Raw genomic sequence first — 1201 nt, 5'->3', positions numbered from 1 at the left:
TGGTCAAGACCCCAATTCGTAGACATTAAGAAAAACCCCGGCCTTTAGGCCGATAGCTGACGCCTGAATTCTACGGGCGTCAGCTTTTTTAATTTTCTTTGCGGCCGATTATGGTTGTAAAATTGAATATACTCTTCAATTCGTCTTTGTGCTTCATCCACGCTTCGGATATCATAAGGGTAGAGCCCTTCCGTTTTAAGATGGGAGAAGAAGCTCTCCATTGAGGCGTTATCATAACAATTGCCTCTTCGAGACATGCTGATTTGGGCGCCAACCTTTGGCAGCATGTCGTGGTAAGCGTGGGACGTGTACTGGAATCCTTGATCGCTATGAACGATCAGTCCAGTCACGTCTTTCGTCTTTTCAAAGGCTTTCTGGAAGGTCCGTAGGACCAACTGATTGTCATTGCGAGCTCCTATCTGATAGGCCACAATTTCATTATTAAACAAATCCTTAATGGCAGACAGGTAGAGCCAAGTATCCGCAACACGATACTGTGTGACATCCGTTACCCATTTTTTATTAGGTGCATCTGCATGAAATTCGCGTTGAAGGACATTCTCGGCAACTCGTCCTCCAATGGATGAAACAGAATGACTTCGATACTTGCAGCGTATTCGAGAACGGAGCCTCATATCTTGCATGAGACGTAGTACCTTCTTATGGTTGATCCACACTCCGTGATCTTGTAGTAGAAATAGCTGGATTTGTCTATATCCATATTTACTATCGTACTTCTTATAAACTGCCTTGATTAGGTCTTTCACAAGCTTATCCCGATCTGTTGCTTTTCGCTTCAAATATGCGTAGTATCCACTTCTTGAGACTCCAAATAACTTGCACAGCTCACTGATGGTATACTCACCAGCTACCTGTTTGATCGCTTTATACTTACGGGTTGCACCTCCTGCATCCAGATTTTTAAACACTTTTTTAGCATAGAGTTCTCTCGTTTGAGCTTTTGAACATATCGGTCTTGATCAATATATTCTTCACGTCTCCCTCGCTGATCCATAAGTCCAAATTCGCCTAATTGCTTGTATTTTTTCATCCATATTTTAAGCCTGTGTCGATCTGGAATCCCCAGATGTTCCATGATTCGGCGGTATGTCCAACCTTCCTCAATATGTAGTCGTATGGCTTCTATTTTTAATTCGTACGGATAATTTCTAAACTTCTGTCCCTTTTTCACCATAAAAAA

At 42.3% G+C, this 1201-nt stretch carries 2 protein-coding genes; both read right to left on the bottom strand.

What is annotated here, in order from left to right; translation table 11 throughout:
• Positions 1–44: 44 nt before the first annotated feature.
• Positions 45–929, bottom strand: a complete 885-nt coding sequence (locus tag HPY31_RS28450) for an IS3 family transposase (protein ID WP_172143297.1) — start codon at positions 927–929, stop codon at positions 45–47.
• A partial coding sequence (locus HPY31_RS28445) for a helix-turn-helix domain-containing protein (RefSeq protein WP_371811823.1) occupies positions 869–1201 on the bottom strand: 333 nt, incomplete at its 5' end. The genes HPY31_RS28450 and HPY31_RS28445, both read right to left, overlap by 61 nt.

Origin of the sequence: Brevibacillus sp. HB1.3 (assembly GCF_013186635.1) — a bacterium.
GTDB lineage: Bacteria > Bacillota > Bacilli > Brevibacillales > Brevibacillaceae > Brevibacillus > Brevibacillus brevis_D.
This window is presented reverse-complemented; position numbering and strand designations above follow the sequence as displayed.